The sequence below is a fragment of the Streptomyces sp. NPDC056160 genome, from assembly GCF_042268205.1.
In the GTDB taxonomy this organism is placed as follows: Bacteria; Actinomycetota; Actinomycetes; order Streptomycetales; family Streptomycetaceae; genus Streptomyces.
The window spans coordinates 22,983-39,233 of sequence record NZ_JBHJUW010000077.1 but is presented as its reverse complement, the minus strand read 5'-3'; the positions used below and the strand labels follow the sequence as shown (position 1 = coordinate 39,233).

Sequence of the window (16,251 nt, the reverse complement as noted above, 5' to 3'; positions counted from 1 at the left end):
GCGCCGGCCGTGTGTGTGCGTGCGGGGAGGGCCTGGCTTGCGCGGGGCGGCGACGACGCCCGGCTGTGTGGTTCCCGGGCGGGCCCTGTGCGGATTGACCTGATCTCATCCGTAAGGAGGAGATTCCAGGCCTTCGGGTCCACTCTCCGTGGGACGCGGAAATGCTCCCCGCCGGGGATGACCGGGGCTCGCGGGACTGATGGGCTGGGGGATGTGCAACCCCGTATCCCCAGGCAGTCGGCCCGCGAGCAGGACATCGGCCGTCCGGACGACGACACCGGGCTCAGTGCCGAGCTGGTGGCCGTGGTCGGCGCTGCCCGCCGGAGGGCGGTCCGGGACGGGGACCGGCAGATCGACACCGCCCACCTGCTGCACACCCTCCTGGAGTCGGACCCCGAGGTGCGCGAGGCTTTCGGAGGAGGCCCGCCGATCGTCCGGCTGCTCGGCTACCTCGTCCAGCGCAGCATCGGGTACGGCCTGCGCTGGCAGACCGGCGTGGAGGACTCCGGCGCGCTGCCCGTGGTGAACGAGGCCGCGGTCGCCGAGGCCGGGTCCGCCGGGGTCGGGGCCGCCGAGGCCGAGGGCTGGTCACCGGTGGCGTCGGCCGCCCTGGTGCACGCCCGTGCGCTCGCCGCCCGCCGCGGGGACGAACCGGCGCGCGGCACCGACCTCCTCTCCGGAATCGTCGCGGACCCCGGGGCGCGGGCCGTCGAGGTACTCGCCCGTGCGGGAATCGACGCACGGGAGCTGGCCGCCGGCCTCCGGAGGGCGAACGGGGGCGAGTCCGGCCCCGGAGGCGAGTCCGGGACGCCCGGAGCCGGGACCGGGAGTGCGGCAGGAGCGGGATTCGGGACCGGGGCCGGGCCCCGGGAACGGACGGAGCAGTACGCCGGTGACGGCGGCCCCGCCCGCTGATCCCGGCCACCCCTGCTCTGCCCCCGCACGCCCCACCGTCCAGCCGGTGAGACAGGTGCCAACGGGGGTGACGCTCATGTCGTCGCCTGTCATCATGTGCCGGTGGTTACGTCTGGGATCAGTCAGGGGCAGTCCGGCAAAGGCGTCGGGCTCGGGCTCGCGCTCGTCTCGGCGGTCGCCTTCGGCGGCTCCGGGGTCGCGGCCAAGCCGCTGATCGAGGCGGGCCTCGACCCGCTGCACGTCGTCTGGCTGCGCGTCACCGGCGCGGCCCTCGTCATGCTGCCGCTCGCCGTACGCCATCGTGCGCTGCTGCGCCGCCGCCCCCTGCTGCTCGCCGGGTTCGGGCTGCTGGCCGTGGCGGGCGTCCAGGCGTGCTACTTCGCCGCGCTCTCCCGCATCCCCGTCGGGGTGGCCCTGCTCATCGAGTACCTGGCCCCGGCCTTGGTGCTCGGCTGGGTCCGCCTCGTGCAGCGGCGCCCGGTCACCCGGGCCGCCGCCCTCGGCGTGGTCCTCGCCGCGGCCGGACTCGCCTGCGTCGTGGAGGTGTGGTCCGGGCTGCGCTTCGACGTCCTCGGGCTGCTCCTCGCCCTGGGCGCCGCCTGCTGCCAGGTCGGCTACTTCGTCCTGTCCGACCAGGGCGGCGACGCCGGCGACGAGGCGCCCGACCCGCTGGGCGTCGTCGCGTACGGGCTGCTCGTCGGCGCCGTCGTACTGACCGTCGTGGCCCGGCCCTGGGGCATGGACTGGAGCGTGCTCTCCCACAGCGCGCGCATGAACGGCACGGCGGTGCCCGCGGCCGTCCTGCTGGTGTGGATCGTGCTGGTCGCCACGGTCCTCGCCTACGTCACAGGCGTGCTCTCCGTGCGTCGGCTCTCGCCGCAGGTGGCGGGCGTGGTGGCCTGTCTGGAGGCGGTCATCGCGACCGTGCTGGCCTGGGTGCTGCTCGGTGAGCACCTCTCCGCCCCGCAGGTCGCCGGTGGTGCCGTCGTCCTCCTGGGCGCCTTCATCGCGCAGTCCTCGGCACCGGCGAGGACAGCGGGGGAAGTGGTCGCGGGCGGGGCGGCCGACAGGGAGTTGTCGGCGCGCGGGACGACGGTCTAGGCTGCCGATCATGCACACACGCGCACTCGTCGTCTCGCCTCCGGCCGCCTGAGGCGGGCCTCCTTCGACGAGCCCGGCGCCCCTGCCCGACCAGCGGAACGTCCGCGGCGCGGGGCACGGCCGGGCCTGACGGTGCTGCCCGCAGAAGAAGTCCGACGACCCCACCGCACCGGGGTCCTCCCTGCCGAACTTCTGCACTCTGCGGAGAGAACTCGTGTCGCATGCTTCCTCCGGCCTGCCCGTCGGGCGTGGCCTCCTCTACCTGATCGTCGCCGGTGTCGCCTGGGGCACCGCCGGTGCCGCCGCCTCCCTGGTCTACCGTGCCAGTGACATGGGACCGGCGGCGCTGTCCTTCTGGCGCTGCCTCGCGGGCGTCGTACTGCTGCTCGCCGTCCGCCTGCTGCGCCCGCGGGTGCGCTCCGCGACGCCGGTCTCCCGCGGCGGCGCGCTGCTGCGGGCCGGTGCCACCGGGCTCGGGCTCGCCGTGTTCCAGACCGCCTACTTCGCCGCCGTGTCCGCGACCGGGCTGGCCGTGGCGACCGTCGTCACCCTCGGCGCCGGGCCCGTCTTCATCGCGCTCGGCGCCCGCCTCACCCTGGGCGAACGGCTCGGCCGCTGCGGTGCAGTCGCCGTCGCCGGTTCGCTGGCCGGGCTCGCGGTGCTGGTGCTCGGCAGCGGGGGCGCCACCGTACGGCCGTGGGGGGTGCTGCTCGCCCTCGCCTCCGCGGCCGGGTACAGCGGCATGACGCTGCTGACCCGCCGGTGGGGGCGGGGCGGCGGCGCCGACCACTCCGCCACGACCGTGGGGGCCTTCGCGGTGGCCACGCTGTGCCTGCTGCCGCTCGCCGCCGCGGAGGGGCTGGTCCCGCACACCGTCGAGCCGGTCCGGCTGCTGTGGCTGCTCGCCTACGTCGGCACGGTGCCGACGGCCCTCGCCTACGCCCTCTACTTCGCGGGCGCGGCCGTCGTCCGCTCGGCCACCGTGTCCGTGATCATGCTCCTGGAGCCGGTCAGCGCGGCGGTCCTGGCGGTCGCCCTGCTGGGCGAGCGGCTGACGACGGCGACCCTCCTCGGCACCGCGCTGATGCTCGGCTCCGTCGGCGGCCTGGCCGTCGCGGAGACCCGCGGGGCCCGGTCCCCGGCGGAGGAACCCGCCTTGGTGTGAGGAGGGGCCCCCCATCCATGGCTCCCGGGATCCCGGGCCGCCGGCCGCCAGGGCCCGGGAGACCCCTCCCCGCCGTCGGTGGCGCCGCCTACAGCTCCGCGAGGTATCCGGGAACCTCGGTGCCGGGCGCGAGGTCCCCCTCCGGGAGGGGGGTGCCGTACGTCCTGCGGACCGGGACCACGCCGGCCCAGTGGGGGAGTGCCAGGTCCTCGGGCTCGTCGCTGACGCCGCCTGTGCGCAGCTTGGCCGAGACCGCCGCCAGATCGAGGCGGAGCACGGCGGTCGCGGCCAGTTCCTTGGCGTTTCCCGGACGGGAGTCGGCCGCCCGGCCGGGCACCACGTGGTCGACCAGCACGTCCAGGGCCAGCCGCTTCTCCTCCGGGTCGGTCACCTGGTGGGCGGTTCCGTGCACCACGACACTGCGGTAGTTGATCGAGTGGTGGAAGGCGGAGCGGGCCAGGACCAGGCCGTCGACATGGGTGACCGTCAGACAGACCTGCAGGCCCGGGTCGGCCTGCCCTGCCATGCGCAGCGGGCGCGAGCCGGTCGAGCCGTGCACATACAGCCGCTCGCCCACCCGGCCGTAGAGCGTCGGCAGCACCACGGGTGCCCCGTCGCGGACGAAGCCCAGGTGGCAGACGTACCCCTCGTCGAGTATCGCGTGCACCAGTTCCTTGTCGTACGACGCCCGATCCGCGGACCGGGTGGGGACGGTGCGGTCGGTCGGCGGGTAGGTGTCGGCCGTCGGTGTCGGCTGCTGGGTCCCCTGCATTGCGCTCTCCATTGCACTAGTGCATAATTGTATTTGTGCTAGGAGAATATCGGATCGAAGGGCGGCGCGCAGCAGAAATCGCGGCGAGCGTCGAGCGCGCGGTGGGCTCAGGAGAGCTCGAACCGGGGCAACTGCTGCCGCCCATGCGCGAGTTGGCGGTGCACATCGGCGTCAATCCCAATACCGTCGCGGCCGCGTACAGAGTGCTGCGCGAGCGCGGGGTGATCGAGACCGCCGGGCGCCGGGGGAGCCGGGTGCGGCCCGCCCCTGCCACCACCGGACGGGACCGCATCCGCGTCGAGGTACCCGAGGGTGTGTGCGACGTGTCCGCCGGGAACCCGGATCCGGCCCTGCTGCCGCCACTGGCGCCGGCCTTCGCGGCGGCCGCGGCCCAGGGCGACCGCGCTCCCGTGCTCTACGGCGCCCCGGCCGTGGACCCCGACCTGGCCCGCCTGGCCCGGGCCGACCTGGACGAGGCGGGCGTGCCGGACGGGCCGCTCGCCGTGATGACCGGCTCACTGGACGGCGTCGAGCGGGTCCTCACCGCCCACCTCAAACAGGGGGACACGGTCGCCGTGGAGGACCCGGGCTGGGGCAGGACGCTCGACCTGGTTCCGGCGCTCGGGCTGCGTACGGTGCCGATGGGCGTCGACGACGAGGGGCCGCGCGTCGACGCCGTGCGCGAGGCCCTCGCGGGCGGCGCGCGGGCGCTGATCGTCACCGACCGGGCGCAGAACCCGACGGGTGCGGCGCTGAGCGCCACGCGCGCGCGTGCCCTGCGGACCGTCCTGGCTGAGCACCCGGAGACCGTGCTCATCGAGGACGACCACGCCCACGGCATCGTCGACCTCCCGCTGCACCCGCTCGCCGGGGCCACCCGGCACTGGGCCTTCGTCCGGTCGGTCGCCAAGGCCTACGGCCCCGACCTGCGCCTCGCCGTGCTCACCGGCGACGAGGTCACGGTCGACCGGGTGCGCGGACGGCAGCGGCTCGGGCCCGGCTGGGTCAGCCTGCTGGTGCAGCGGGCCGTGGTACGGCTGCGGACGGACGGGGCGCTGGACACCCGGGCGGTGGCGGCGGAGTACAGCCGACGGCGTGAGCTGCTCATCGGCGCGCTGGCAAAGCGGGGTGTGGCCGCGCACGGGCGCAGCGGGATGAACGTGTGGGTGCCCGTGCCGGACGAGACGGGTGTCGTCGCACGGCTGCTGCACGCGGGCTGGGCCGTGGCCCCGGGCGCCCTGTTCCGGCTGAACGAGCCGCCGGGCGTCCGGATCACCGTCTCGACGCTGCGGGAGGGCGAGGCCGGGCGGCTGGCGGACGCGGTGGCGGCGGCTCTGAGGCCGGTTCCGGAGCGGACGTACGTCTGAGCGGCGGGGGCCGGGCTCTTCCGGCCCGGCATGCGGCTACGGGTTCGTGGCCGCTGCCGCTGCCGCTGCCACTCCCGCTGTCGCCGCGGCGGCCGGGGGCTGCGCGCCGGGGCCGGCCGACTGCTCCGGCGGCAGGGAGCCGGCGGCGCCGGCGTGCCGGGTGCCGCGCCCGGACCTGGCCTGGGTCAGGGCCGCTCCCGCCAGGACGATCACCGCGCCGACCGGCGTCGACCAGGTCAGGTGCTCGCCGAGGACGGCGACACCGGCACCCGCGGCGATGATCGGCACGAAGTAGGTGACCATCTGGGCGGTCGTCGGACCGACCTCGGCGACGAGCCCGTACTGCACGAGCATCGCGAAGCCCGTGCCCAGGGCGCCCAGCGCGGCGACCGAGAGCAGCGGGAGGACGTCCACGTGGCTCGGCACATCGCTGAACATCGGAGTGACGACCGCCAGTTGCACCGTCGCCAGCAGCAGCTGACCGCCGGTCAGCGACAGGTGCGACTCCTGGGAACCGGCCAGCGTGCGCCGGACGTAGATCCAGCCGACCGGGTAGCTCAGCGAGGCCAGCAGCGCCATCGCCGTGCCGCCGGCGTCCAGGCCCTGGAAGCCCTGCCAGGCGCCGAGCACGGTCAGCACCCCGAGGAATCCGAGCCCGAGGCCCGCGACCCGCACCCGGGTCGGGCGGTCCTCGGAGAGGGCGACCAGGGACAGCGCCATGCCCCACAGGGGCGAGGTGGCGTTGCAGATGCCCGCGAGGGTGGACGGGATGGTCAGCTCCGAGTACGCGAAGAGCGAGAACGGCAGCGCGTTGAGGAAGAATCCGGCGACCGCCAGATGACCCCACGTGCGGGCGCCGCGCGGCAGCCCCTGCCGCTTCACCGCCATCGCCACGGCCAGCACCGCGGTGCCGAACACCAGCCGTCCCAGCGTCACCTGGAAGGGCGCGAAGCTCCGCGTGCCCACCTTCATGAACAGGAAGCTGAACCCCCAGACCAGCGCCAGGAAGGCGAAACGGACCCGCCAGTGCAGCGGGCCGCGGGCCGGGCCGGCCGGGACGGGCGACGAGGGTGGCGAGGACGCGGTCGTGGAACTCATGACCGTAGCGTGCCTGCCCACATCCTCGTAGCACAATCGAGAATTCTCGCCGGGTACCTCGTAGTATCGCTTACATGTTGAACCTGGAGCGCCTGCGCACCCTGGACGCCCTCGCCCGGCACGGCTCCGTCAGCGGCGCGGCCGACGGACTGCACGTGACGACCTCGGCGGTCTCGCAGCAGATGGCCAAGCTGGAACGGGAGGTGGGCCAGCGGCTCCTGGCCAGGAACGGCCGGGGCGTGCGGCTCACGGACGCCGGCCGCCTCCTCGCCGAGCACGCGGCTCGCATCCTCTCCCAGGTCGAGCTGGCCCAGTCCGACCTGGAGGCCCAGCGCGGCCAGGTGGTCGGCGAACTGCGGCTCGCCGCGTTCCCCACCGGCGCCCGCGGACTGTTCCCCGCCGCGCTGTGCCATCTGCGCGCGCGGCACCCGGCCCTCGGCGTCACCACCGCCGAGGTGGAACCCGCGCCCGCGCTGCGGGCCGTGCTGCGCGGTGACGCCGACCTGGCCGTGGTGCTCGACTGGTACAACAAGCCGCTGCCCGTGCCCGAAGGGCTCACCCGGGCGCCGATCCTCGACGACCCCGTCGACGTCGCGATGCCGGCGACGCACCGGCACGCGGACCGCGCCGAGGCCGCCCTGGAGGACTTCGCCGACGACGACTGGATCACCTGGGGCGACGACGAGTTCTGCCACGAGTGGCTGCTGGACACCCTGCGCTCCAAGGAGGTGGAACCACGCGTCGCGCACCGCGCCCAGGAGCACGCCACTCAGCTCGCGCTGGTCGCCGCGGGCCTCGGTGTCTGTGTCGCGCCCAGACTCGGGCGGGGGCCGCTGCCCGCCGGGGTGCGGACGGTCCCCGTGCGGCAGGCCGTACGCCGGCATGTCTACGCCGTCTGGCGGGCCGACGCCGACCGCCGGCCCTCGATCCGCGCGGCGGTCGAGGCCCTCCGGGCCGCGGGTGAGCAGGTCGCCTGAGCGGCGACCCGACCGCGGGGCGGGGTTCGCGGCCTCAGGCCAGTTCGATCTCGTCCCCGCTGACGGAGATCCTCCGGGCGGGCAGCGGCCGGGTCGCGGGTCCCTTCCTGACGCTCCCGTCGGCCACGGAGAACTCGCTGTGGTGGCAGGGGCAGCGGATCACACCGTTCGCGATCCCCGTCACCGAGCAGCCCTGTTGGGTGCAGGCCGAGGAGAAGGGCCGGGAACCGGCCCTTCTCGGGCTGGGGGACGACGAAGCCCCGGTCGGCGAAGATCTTCCCGCCGCCCTCCGGGATGTCGGACGTCTTGGCGAGCGCCCCCGAGGCCCCTGCCTGACCGGGGGCCTCGGCCGGGTCCCCCGACGCCGGCTTGTCGCCCCCGGACCCGCAGGCGGTCAGGGCGACGGCGGGCCCGGCCGCCCCCAGCACCGCGACGACGGTACGGCGGGCCGGTCCCTGCTGGGGATGGATCGATGCGCTGGTCATGCCGGCGTTCCCTTCCTGCGGACTCCGTGACGCTCCCTTGCGCACAGGAGTACGTCCGGCCGGCGCCGGGCGTACACCCGTGGCGTCGGCCCGGGCGCCCCCCATGGCGTCGAGTTCGCGTCCGGAGCCGCACGCGGCGCCAGTAACCTGGGGCGATGCTCAAGGAAGTCAACGCGACCCGCTTCATCACACCCCTGCGGGAGGGCGGCTCGCTGCCGGGGCTCGTCGAGGCCGACGACTTCGGGACGTACGTCCTGAAGTTCAGCGGCGCCGGACAGGGCCGCAAGACGCTCGTCGCCGAGGTCGTGTGCGGCGAGTTGGCCCGGCGGCTGGGGTTCCGGGTGCCCCCGCTGGTGGCCATCGGCCTCGATCCCGTCCTCGGACTCGGCGAACCCGACGAGCAGGTGCAGGAACTGCTGCGCTCCAGCGGGGGTACCAATCTCGGGATGGACTTCCTCTCCGGTGCCCTCGGGTTCGACCCGCTGGCCTTCCCGGTGGGCGCCGAGGAGGCCGGGCGGATCGTCTGGTTCGACGCGCTCGTGAACAACGTGGACCGCTCCTGGCGCAACCCGAACCTGCTCCATCGGCGCGGCGAGCTGTGGCTCATCGACCACGGCGCGACGATGATCTGGCACCACAACTGGCCCGGCGCCGAGGCCTCCGCAGCCCGCCCGTACGACGCCTCCGAGCACGTACTCGCGCCGTTCCGCCCGGACCTCGCGGCCGCCGCCGCACGGCTCGCCCCGATCGTCACCGCGGACCTGCTCGCCGAGGTGACCGCCGAGATCCCGGACGCCTGGCTGACCGGCGAGCCCGGCTTCGGCACTCCCGACGAACTGCGCCGCGCCTACGCCCGGCCGCTGCTCGCACGGGCCGCCGTGATCCACGAACGCATCCAGGGCATCGAGGGGGCCAAGTGAGCGACCAGCCCATGACCGGCGGCGAGCCGGTGGGGGACCACCCCGTGCAGGGTGGCCGTCGGGGGGACCGCCCCATGCAGGGTGGCCGTCCGGCGGGGGACCACCACATCCTCGGCGGCCGGCAGGCCGGGGAGCGCCACATCATCGGCGGCCGTACGAGTGACCGGGACGTCTTCGAGTACGCCCTGCTGCGGATCGTCCCACGCGTCGAGCGCGGCGAGCGCATCAACGCCGGTGTACTCCTCTACTGCCGGGCCAAGGCCTACGTAGGCGCCCGCACCCACCTCGACGAGGCCCGGCTGCTGGCGCTCGACCCGCGGGCCGACGTGGCGGGCGTGCGGGCCGCCCTCGCCGCCGTGGAACGTGTCTGCGCGGGCGGGAGCGCCGCCGGGCAGGCGGCGGGCGACGACGCCGGGCGGCGGTTCCGCTGGCTGGCCGCGCCCCGCTCCACGATCGTCCAGCCCGGCCCGGTGCACACCGGCCTCACCCTGGACCCCGCCGCGGAGACGGAACGGTTGCTGGACCTTCTGGTGAGGTAATGGATCACACGCGCCCCGTGTGCCGTTGACACCGGGTGCCAGGGCTTCTAGCGTCACATCCACCGAAGGTACTAAGCGGTCGCTCACCGCAGACCGGACCCCCGGACCGCTTCGCCGGACCGGGCGCCGGTCCGGTCCCGGCCGGGTTCTCTCAAGGGCGAGGAGAAGCAGCAATGTCCACCACTGACCAGCGGGTGGCCGTCGTCACCGGGGCCGCGCGCGGCATCGGCGCCGCCACCGCCGTACGACTGGCCGCCGAGGGCCGCGCCGTCGCCGTGATCGACCTCGACGAGGCCGCCTGCAAGGACACCGTGGAGAAGATCACCGCGGCCGGCGGGCGGGCCGTCGCGATCGGCGCCGACGTCTGTGACGAGGCGCAGGTGGAGGCGGCGATCGCGCGCATCGCCGAGGAACTCGGCGCGCCGACGATCCTCGTCAACAACGCGGGCGTGCTCCGTGACAACCTGCTGTTCAAGATGAGCGTCTCCGACTGGGACACCGTCATGAACGTGCACCTGCGCGGCTCGTTCCTGATGACCCGCGCGATCCAGAAGCACATGGTGGACGCGGGCTTCGGCCGGATCGTCAACCTCTCCTCGTCCTCCGCGCTCGGCAACCGCGGCCAGGTCAACTACTCGGCCGCCAAGGCGGGCCTGCAGGGCTTCACCAAGACGCTGGCCAAGGAGCTGGGCAAGTTCGGCATCACCGCCAACTCCGTCGCCCCGGGCTTCATCGCCACCGAGATGACCAAGGCCACCGCCGAACGCGTCGGCATGGGCTTCGAGGACTTCAAGGCCGCCGCCGCGACCCAGATCCCGGTGCAGCGCGTGGGCGAGCCGGAGGACATCGCCAACGCGATCGCCTTCTTCACGGGTGACGCCGCCGGCTTCGTCTCCGGCCAGGTGCTCTACGTCGCCGGCGGACCGCTCAACTAAGGAAACGCGCACATGACTTCCGTGGAACCCCACGCGCTCTCCGGCAAGGTCGCCATCGTCACCGGCGCCAGCCGCGGCATCGGCTACGGCATCGCCGAGGCGATGGTGGCCCGGGGCGACCGGGTGTGCATCACCGGCCGCAACGAGGACGCCCTGAAGGAGGCCGTCGAACGGCTCGGCACCGACCGGGTCATCGGCGTCGCGGGCAAGGCCCACGACGAGGCCCATCAGGCGGAGGCCGTCGACCGCGTCATGGAGGCGTTCGGCCGCGTCGACCACCTGGTCAACAACGCCGGGACCAACCCGGTGTTCGGTCCGCTCGCCGACCTCGACCTGAACGTGGCGCGCAAGGTCTTCGAGACCAACGTGATCTCCGCGCTCGGCTTCGCCCAGCGCACCTGGCACGCCTGGCAGAAGGACAACGGCGGCGCCGTCGTGAACATCTCCTCCATCGCCGGCCTCGCCCCCTCGCCGTTCATCGGCGCCTACGGCGTCAGCAAGGCCGCGATGATCAACCTGACCCAGCAGCTCGCACACGAGTTCGCGCCGAAGGTCCGGGTCAACGCCATCGCCCCCGGTGTGGTGAAGACGAAGTTCGCGCAGGCGCTGTTCGAGGGCCGCGAGGAGGAGGCCGCCGCGGCCTACCCGCTCGGCCGGCTCGGCGTGCCTTCCGACATCGGCGGCGCGGCGGCGTTCCTCACCTCCGAGCAGTCCGACTGGATCACCGGGCAGACGCTCGTCGTCGACGGCGGCATTTTCCTCAACGCCGGTGTGGGCTGACCGGAGCGCTCGGGACCCCGTCCACCGGTAGGTCGACCAGTCGCTTCGTCGACCTACCGGTGGAGTCGTGGACCGGCCGGCGAGCGCGCACGAGGTCCACGAGGACGTCGTCGGCCCCCTGCACTCCATGGTCCCCACGGGCCTCACCGGCTCACCGGCCACACCACGGGCTTCTTCGACGACTTCAGCGACCCCGGCGTCGTCAGGGCCCGCGTCCCCCTCACCGAGCTCACCGAGTTCCAGCTCCTGCACAACTGCAGGGCCGTCGCCGGAGCCGTAGCGGTTGCCGGCGTACCGGAGGGCCGGCCGGCGGAACTGCCCCGCAAGGCCAGCCGGCAGGCGGGGCATCGGCCCGGCATCGGCCGGGGCCCGGGGCCGTTGTCAGTGGTCGCCTGTAGGTTCAGTCGGCAGGAAGTGACCGCACATCGTGAGGACGTTGACGTGACCGACATCGCCATGCTGCCCGAGTCCTGGCGCGGGGTTCTGGGCGACGAACTGCAGCAGCCCTACTTCAAGGAGCTGACCGAGTTCGTCGAGGAGGAGCGGGCGAAGGGTCCTGTGTACCCGCCGCGCGAGGAGGTCTTCGCCGCGCTGGACGCCACGCCCTACGAGCGGGTGAAGGTGCTCGTCCTCGGGCAGGACCCCTACCACGGGGAGGGCCAGGGACACGGCCTGTGCTTCTCGGTGCGCCCCGGCGTGAAGGTCCCGCCGTCGCTGCGCAACATCTACAAGGAGATGCACCAGGAGCTGGGCACCCCGATCCCCGACAACGGCTATCTGATGCCGTGGGCCCAGCAGGGCGTGCTGCTGCTGAACGCGGTGCTCACGGTCCGCTCCGGCGAGGCCAACTCCCACAAGGGGCGGGGCTGGGAGAGGTTCACCGACGCGGTGATCCGCGCGGTGGCCGGCCGGCCCGACCCGGCGGTCTTCGTACTGTGGGGCAACTACGCGCAGAAGAAGCTGCCGCTGATCGACGAGACGCGGCACGTGGTGGTCAAGGGGGCGCATCCGTCGCCCCTGTCGGCGAAGAAGTTCTTCGGCTCCCGTCCCTTCACCCAGATCGACGAGGCGGTGGCGCGGCAGGGGCACGAGCCGATCGACTGGCGGATTCCGGACCTGGGCTGAGCGGACAGGGCCCCGGCCCCGGCAGGGAGGAGCGCGGGCGCGGGGCGGAGGCCCCCGGCAGTGCGCGCGCCCGTGCCCGTGGTCGTGTCGGTGTCCGTGTCCGGACACGGGGTGAGAGGTGGGGCCTCGCGCGGGCCGCCTGAGCCGGATTGCCGCTGGGTGCGGTTAGCGTCGGGGGAGTCGGGTCGGGGAGAGGGCAGGAGGGCGCCGTGACCAAGTGGCAGGAGCCGACGGCGGGTGACGCCGTGCTCACGCGGATCGGCCAGAGCGTCATGCTGCACCACGCCGGTGACCGCGAGGAGGCCCGGGTACGGTTCCTCGCCCTGTGGCGCGAGATCGGCGTGGAGGGCGACCCCCTGCACCGCTGCACGCTGGCCCACTACATGGCGGACACCCAGGACGACCCCTGCGACGAACTGGCCTGGGACCTCCGGGCGCTGTCCGCCGCCGAGGAACTCACCGACGACCGGCTCGCCGGGCACGAGGGCGCGCCGGCGGCCCGCGCCCTGTACCCGTCCCTGCATCTGAACCTGGCCGCCGACTACGTGAAGCTCGGCCGCTCCGAAGCCGCCCGCAGCCACCTCCGGCACGCGCGTTGCACGGCGGGCGGCCTCGCCGACGACAGCTACGGCGACGGGGTCCGCGCGGCGATCCACCGGCTGGAACTGCGGCTGGGCGACGACGGACCCGACCTCGGGGAGGACCCGGGGGGACCGCCCCGCCAGCGGTCTTAGCAACGTGCTCGACGGGCCGTGGCGACGGCGCTCGACGGCCGTGGCGACGGTGCTCAACGGCCGTAGGTCTGGCCGCAGATCCTCGCCTCGGGGCTGTTCGGGCGCCAGCCGCCGTACTGCTTGCCGAGGGCGCAGACGCCCGGGGCGGCCGGTACCGGCGGCCGGTGCGGAGCGGGGGCTTTGGCGCGGTGCGACACAGGGGGCCGCGACGGTGCGGGCGCGGGCCGGTGTGCGGGGCGGGCGGGGGAGTGCGGGGCCGGGTGCTGGTGCCGCGCCGGCGGCTCCGGGGCGGCGGGGGCGTGCGGGTGCGCGGCCGGTTCCGGGGCGGCCGGGGGGCGCGTACGGGCGGCCGGCCGGGGTGAGTCGGAGGAACCGGCGCGCTCCAGGGCCTCCCGGGCGGGAGCCTGCACGGCGCGCGGCCCGGCACTGCCCTCGGCGCGCGGGGCCGGGGCCGCCGAGGCGGCCGCCCCAGGCGCGGAGGGCGACCGCTGGACCGTGACGCAGCCGGTCAGAGCCGAGACGGCCACGGTGATCAGGAGCGTTGCGGCGGTGGTCGTTCGATGCACCCGCGCCACTGTGCTGCGTCCGCGCAGCGCGCGGCCCGCGGACGGGCGCAGGATGCCCCGCACGGGTGATCTCGTGCCCCGTAGGGAGTGGGCGCCGTGCGGCCGGGTGACGTCGCGTGCCCGGCTCCGTCAGTCTCCGGTCACGCCGTCGAGGCGTTCGCGGAGCAGGTCGGCGTGGCCGTTGTGGCGGGCGTACTCCTCGATCATGTGCGTGTAGATCCACCGCAGGTTGAAAGGCTCGTCGCTGAACCTGCTCCGGCCCTTCGACAGGTCGTCCAGGCCGAGGCCGGCGGTGAGGCGTCGTGCGGCCTCGATCTCCGCCTGCCAGGTGGCGTGGGCCTCGGCCCAGGTGTCGGAGTCGGTGACGTGGAAGTCGCCGTCGGGGTCCTGCTCGTCGTAGTGGAGCGGCCCCGCCTCCTCGCCGGCCAGCACCCTGCGGAACCAGGCCCGTTCCACCTCCGCCATGTGCCGCACCAGCCCCAGCAGGGTCAGCTCGGACGGCGCGGCGGACGCGGTGCGCAGCTGTTCGTCGGTCAGGCCCTCGCACTTCCACGCCAGCGTCTGCCGGTGGTAGTCCAACCAGCCCTCCAGCATGCCGCGTTCGTCGGCGTTGGGGGCGGGCTCGCGGCGCTCGGTCGTCGTCATGCGTCGATCCTCGCTCAGGCGCGGACCTCACACCACGGGTTTTCCGCCGCCGCCGAGCATGCCCTCCAGCAGCTCCCGCAGCCCGGCCCGCACCTCGTCGAGTTCCGGGATCCGGGTGTGGAAGGTCCCGGCCACGCAGGAGAACATCAGCCCGTCCGCCCAGGCGACCAGGGACAGGACGTGCCGCTGCGGCTCGGTGGAGCCCATCGCGGTCACCAGCGCGCCGAGCTGGTCGCGGAAGCGGGCGCCCGCCGCGTCGAAGGGAGCGCGCAGCTCCGGGCGGCGGGTCGCCTCCAGGGCCAGTTCGTAGCGGGCGAGGGTCAGTCCGCGGTTGCCGGTCAGCGCGCGGTGGGTGGCGAGCGCCAGCCCGTCCACCAGTGCGTCGAGGCCGCCGGTGCGCGGGTCCGGCATCTCGTGCAGGGCCAGGACCCGCCCCTCCCGGTCGGCCAGCCGCCGCACGGCCAGTTCCAGCAGGGCCTGGCGGGTGCGGGCGACGTTCGACGTCGAACCCTGCGGCAGCCCCGCCGCCTCGTCGACGGCCCGGTGTGTCAGCCCCCGCATCCCGCGTGCGGCGAGCAGGGCGAGGGCGGCGTCGGCGACACGATCGGCGCGGGAAGCGCGCTCGGTGGGGGAGGCGGTGGAAGGGGGCTCGGCTGGAGAGGTGTCTTCGGTGGGGGAGGTGCGTTCGGCGGGTGCGGGCATGGGGATCAACCTACCGGTCGACTACACCCGTAGTGCGCGTCACTACATCCGTAGTATCGTCGGACTCGCCCACGGGACACTACAGGTGTAGTCCCAGTCGTGCGGGAGGCGCCATGCCCCAGTCACAGCCCCAGCCACAGTCCCAGTCCCGGTCCGAGCCTCAGCCCCGGAGTTGGTCCGAGGACCGGCCGCAGAGCAGCTACCGGGACCGGACCCAGGCCCGGTCGTCCCGGCCCACGACCGCCGTGGTCATCGGCGGCGGCATCGGAGGCCTCGCCGCGGCGGCGGCCCTGCACCGGTCCGGCCACCGCGTCACCGTGCTGGAGCGCGCCCCTTCCGTCGAGCCCGTCGGCGCGGCCGTCTCGCTCTCCCCGAACGCCCTGCGCGCCCTGGACGTCATCGGCATCGGCGACCGGATCCGCGATCTCGCCGCCTGGCAGGGCGACGGAGGGCTGCGCACCCCGGCCGGCCGCTGGCTCGCCCGGACCGACGCGGCGGCTGCGGCCGAGCGGTTCGGCGGCCCCCTCGTCCTGCTGCACCGCGCCACGCTCATCGAGGCCCTGGCCGCGCTCCTCCCGCCCGGGACCGTCCGCACGAGCGCCACCGCCCGCCTCGCCGACCCCGGTGACGTACGGCGCCCGGCCCGGGTGGCCACGCCCGACGGCGAACTGGAGGCCGACCTCGTGGTGGCCGCCGACGGCATCCACTCCGCGGCCCGCCGGGTGCTGTTCCCGGACCACCCCGGCCCCGTCTACTCCGGCTTCACCACCTGGCGCCTCGTGATCCCGCTACCGGGCGCCGCGTTCGCCTCACACGAGACCTGGGGCCGCGGCTGCCTTTGGGGGACGCACCCGCTCAACGACGGCCGGGTGTACGCGTACGCCGCCGCCGTGACGCCCGCCGGGCAGCGCGCCGCGGACGACGAACGGGCCGAACTCCTGCGCCGCTTCGGCCACTGGCACGACCCGATCCCCGCGGTGCTCGCCGCCGCCCGCCCGCAGGACGTCCTGCGCCACGATGTCCACCACATCGCAGCCCCGCTGCCCTCCTGCCACCGCGGGCGGACCGTCCTCCTCGGCGACGCCGCGCACGCCATGCCGCCGACCCTCGGGCAGGGCGGCAACCAGGCGGTCGAGGACGCCGTCGTCCTCGCCCACCACGCGGGAGACCTCCCCGCGTACACCGCCGCCCGGCTGCCCCGGACCACCGCCGTCGCCCGCCGGGCGGTCCGGGTCGCCCGCGTGAACATGATGGGCGACCGGGCCGGATGCGCCGTACGGAACACCGCGATCGCCGCGCTGTCCCGGACCGTGCCGGGAGCGCTGCTGCGCGGTTTCGACGGGATCGCCGACTGGCGGCCGCCGCAGCGCCCGTATGCTGCCGTGCGGGCAGGAACCGCGGACGCGGGCGGACGATGAGGGAGAA

Annotated in this window: 17 protein-coding genes and 1 pseudogene; 12 read left to right on the top strand and 6 right to left on the bottom strand. The window is 74.5% G+C overall.

Annotated features, from left to right (window positions below; genetic code table 11):
* Window positions 1-177: 177 nt before the first annotated feature.
* The 3 genes from ACFC02_RS25895 (at window position 178) to ACFC02_RS25885 (ending at window position 3,181) form a co-directional block, all read left to right on the top strand.
* The gene (locus tag ACFC02_RS25895; protein WP_376361746.1) at window positions 178-915 is read left to right on the top strand and encodes a Clp protease N-terminal domain-containing protein; all 738 of its coding nucleotides are present in this window, start codon (window positions 178-180) and stop codon (window positions 913-915) included.
* A 96-nt stretch (window positions 916-1,011) separates the two neighbouring features.
* Window positions 1,012-2,016, top strand: a complete 1,005-nt coding sequence (locus ACFC02_RS25890; RefSeq protein ID WP_376361743.1) for a DMT family transporter — start codon at window positions 1,012-1,014, stop codon at window positions 2,014-2,016.
* 214 nt (window positions 2,017-2,230) lie between these two features.
* Window positions 2,231-3,181, top strand: a complete 951-nt coding sequence (locus ACFC02_RS25885; protein ID WP_376361741.1) for a DMT family transporter — start codon at window positions 2,231-2,233, stop codon at window positions 3,179-3,181.
* 88 nt (window positions 3,182-3,269) lie between these two features.
* On the opposite strand, the gene ACFC02_RS25880 is transcribed toward ACFC02_RS25885, so the two are convergent.
* A complete protein-coding gene (locus ACFC02_RS25880) occupies window positions 3,270-3,953 on the bottom strand; it encodes a pyridoxamine 5'-phosphate oxidase family protein (protein ID WP_376361738.1) in 684 nt (227 codons plus the stop codon).
* Window positions 3,954-3,988: 35 nt separating this feature from the next.
* Here ACFC02_RS25880 and ACFC02_RS25875 point away from each other — a divergent pair, with 35 nt between their 5' ends.
* Window positions 3,989-5,320, top strand: a complete 1,332-nt coding sequence (locus ACFC02_RS25875; protein ID WP_376361735.1) for an aminotransferase class I/II-fold pyridoxal phosphate-dependent enzyme — start codon at window positions 3,989-3,991, stop codon at window positions 5,318-5,320.
* Between the two features lie 36 nt (window positions 5,321-5,356).
* Here the strand turns inward: ACFC02_RS25875 and ACFC02_RS25870 are convergent, their stop codons facing one another.
* Entirely contained in the window at window positions 5,357-6,418 is a 1,062-nt protein-coding gene (locus ACFC02_RS25870) for a DMT family transporter (RefSeq protein ID WP_376361732.1), read from the bottom strand.
* Between the two features lie 74 nt (window positions 6,419-6,492).
* Between ACFC02_RS25870 and ACFC02_RS25865 the strand changes: the two genes are divergently transcribed.
* Window positions 6,493-7,395, top strand: coding sequence for a LysR family transcriptional regulator (locus tag ACFC02_RS25865; protein WP_376361729.1), 903 nt, complete (start codon window positions 6,493-6,495; stop codon window positions 7,393-7,395).
* Window positions 7,396-7,429: 34 nt separating this feature from the next.
* Here ACFC02_RS25865 and ACFC02_RS25860 read toward each other — a convergent pair.
* Window positions 7,430-7,880, bottom strand: a pseudogene (locus tag ACFC02_RS25860) (Rieske 2Fe-2S domain-containing protein).
* Between the two features lie 155 nt (window positions 7,881-8,035).
* On the opposite strand from ACFC02_RS25860, the gene ACFC02_RS25855 reads away from it, so the two are divergent.
* The 6 genes from ACFC02_RS25855 (at window position 8,036) to ACFC02_RS25830 (ending at window position 12,913) form a co-directional block, all read left to right on the top strand.
* Window positions 8,036-8,800: a HipA family kinase gene (locus tag ACFC02_RS25855; RefSeq protein ID WP_376361726.1), complete on the top strand. Its 765-nt coding sequence runs from the start codon at window positions 8,036-8,038 to the stop codon at window positions 8,798-8,800.
* Between the two features lie 74 nt (window positions 8,801-8,874).
* Window positions 8,875-9,339, top strand: a complete 465-nt coding sequence (locus ACFC02_RS25850) for a DUF3037 domain-containing protein (RefSeq protein WP_376361758.1) — start codon at window positions 8,875-8,877, stop codon at window positions 9,337-9,339.
* Window positions 9,340-9,512: 173 nt separating this feature from the next.
* On the top strand, window positions 9,513-10,274 hold the full coding sequence (fabG, locus tag ACFC02_RS25845; RefSeq protein WP_376361723.1) for a 3-oxoacyl-ACP reductase FabG: 762 nt from the start codon (window positions 9,513-9,515) through the stop codon (window positions 10,272-10,274).
* Between the two features lie 12 nt (window positions 10,275-10,286).
* A complete protein-coding gene (locus tag ACFC02_RS25840) occupies window positions 10,287-11,054 on the top strand; it encodes an SDR family oxidoreductase (protein ID WP_360970145.1) in 768 nt (255 codons plus the stop codon).
* 441 nt (window positions 11,055-11,495) lie between these two features.
* A complete protein-coding gene (gene ung, locus ACFC02_RS25835) occupies window positions 11,496-12,179 on the top strand; it encodes a uracil-DNA glycosylase (RefSeq protein WP_376361720.1) in 684 nt (227 codons plus the stop codon).
* A 209-nt stretch (window positions 12,180-12,388) separates the two neighbouring features.
* Entirely contained in the window at window positions 12,389-12,913 is a 525-nt protein-coding gene (locus tag ACFC02_RS25830) for a hypothetical protein (protein WP_376361717.1), read from the top strand.
* A gap of 53 nt (window positions 12,914-12,966) precedes the next feature.
* Here the strand turns inward: ACFC02_RS25830 and ACFC02_RS25825 are convergent, their stop codons facing one another.
* The 3 genes from ACFC02_RS25825 to ACFC02_RS25815 form a co-directional block, all read right to left on the bottom strand.
* Entirely contained in the window at window positions 12,967-13,479 is a 513-nt protein-coding gene (locus ACFC02_RS25825; protein WP_376361714.1) for a hypothetical protein, read from the bottom strand.
* A 129-nt stretch (window positions 13,480-13,608) separates the two neighbouring features.
* Window positions 13,609-14,124, bottom strand: coding sequence for a DinB family protein (locus tag ACFC02_RS25820; RefSeq protein ID WP_376361712.1), 516 nt, complete (start codon window positions 14,122-14,124; stop codon window positions 13,609-13,611).
* A gap of 27 nt (window positions 14,125-14,151) precedes the next feature.
* Window positions 14,152-14,826, bottom strand: a complete 675-nt coding sequence (locus ACFC02_RS25815; RefSeq protein WP_376361709.1) for a TetR/AcrR family transcriptional regulator — start codon at window positions 14,824-14,826, stop codon at window positions 14,152-14,154.
* Window positions 14,827-14,939: 113 nt separating this feature from the next.
* Here ACFC02_RS25815 and ACFC02_RS25810 point away from each other — a divergent pair, with 113 nt between their 5' ends.
* Window positions 14,940-16,244, top strand: coding sequence for an FAD-dependent monooxygenase (locus tag ACFC02_RS25810; RefSeq protein ID WP_376361706.1), 1,305 nt, complete (start codon window positions 14,940-14,942; stop codon window positions 16,242-16,244).
* The last annotated feature ends 7 nt before the right edge of the window (window positions 16,245-16,251 follow it).